Origin of the sequence: Streptomyces alkaliphilus, assembly GCF_014141535.1 — a bacterium.
Classification (GTDB): Bacteria; Actinomycetota; Actinomycetes; order Streptomycetales; family Streptomycetaceae; genus Streptomyces; species Streptomyces alkaliphilus.
Map to the genome: position 1 here is coordinate 1 of NZ_VKHT01001646.1, position 567 is coordinate 567.

Sequence of the window (567 nt, forward strand, 5' to 3'; positions counted from 1 at the left end):
CCCGCGTCCCTCACCCGGTCGTCGGCAGCGGCTCCACCGCGGTGGCCAGCACCCGGGCCTGCGGGAGGGCCCGGGCCCCGCAGCTCGCCGGGAAGGGCGGCACCGTCGAGTCCCGCTCCACCCGCACCCGCCAGGCCGCCGTGCCGTCCCGGCGCCGCACCCGGACCCACCGACCCCCCGGCTCCCCGGAGGGGCCGGCGGGCGGCTCCCCCGGCTCCGGGAGGATCACCTCCAGGGCGTCGGCGTCCCGCTCGCCGGTGGTGCCCCGCACCGCCAACTCGGCGGCCTGTCCGACCGGCTCCCAGGCCGACCGTCCCCGACACCCCTCGGTCACCACCAGCCCGGCGCGCACCGCCTCCACCACGGCCTTCACCGCCGGGCCGGTCATCCGGCCGTAGGCGTAGCCGTGCGGGAGGACGAGCAGGGTGGGGGAGAAGCGGTGGCCGCCCAGGTGCGTCACCTCCCACACCGCCGCGCCCCCGGCGGAGGCGGCCTCGGCGGCCAGCGGCCGACCGAGCACGGCGCAACAGCGGTCCCGGCGGCCGTTGGTGCACACCAGCACCAGGG

General features: G+C 80.1%; 1 protein-coding gene. It reads right to left on the reverse strand.

Features of this window, described 5'->3' with window-relative positions; all coding sequences use genetic code 11:
* Positions 1-10: 10 nt before the first annotated feature.
* On the reverse strand, positions 11-567 hold a 557-nt coding region (locus tag FNQ90_RS26130; protein ID WP_182608555.1), incomplete at its 5' end, for a sucrase ferredoxin.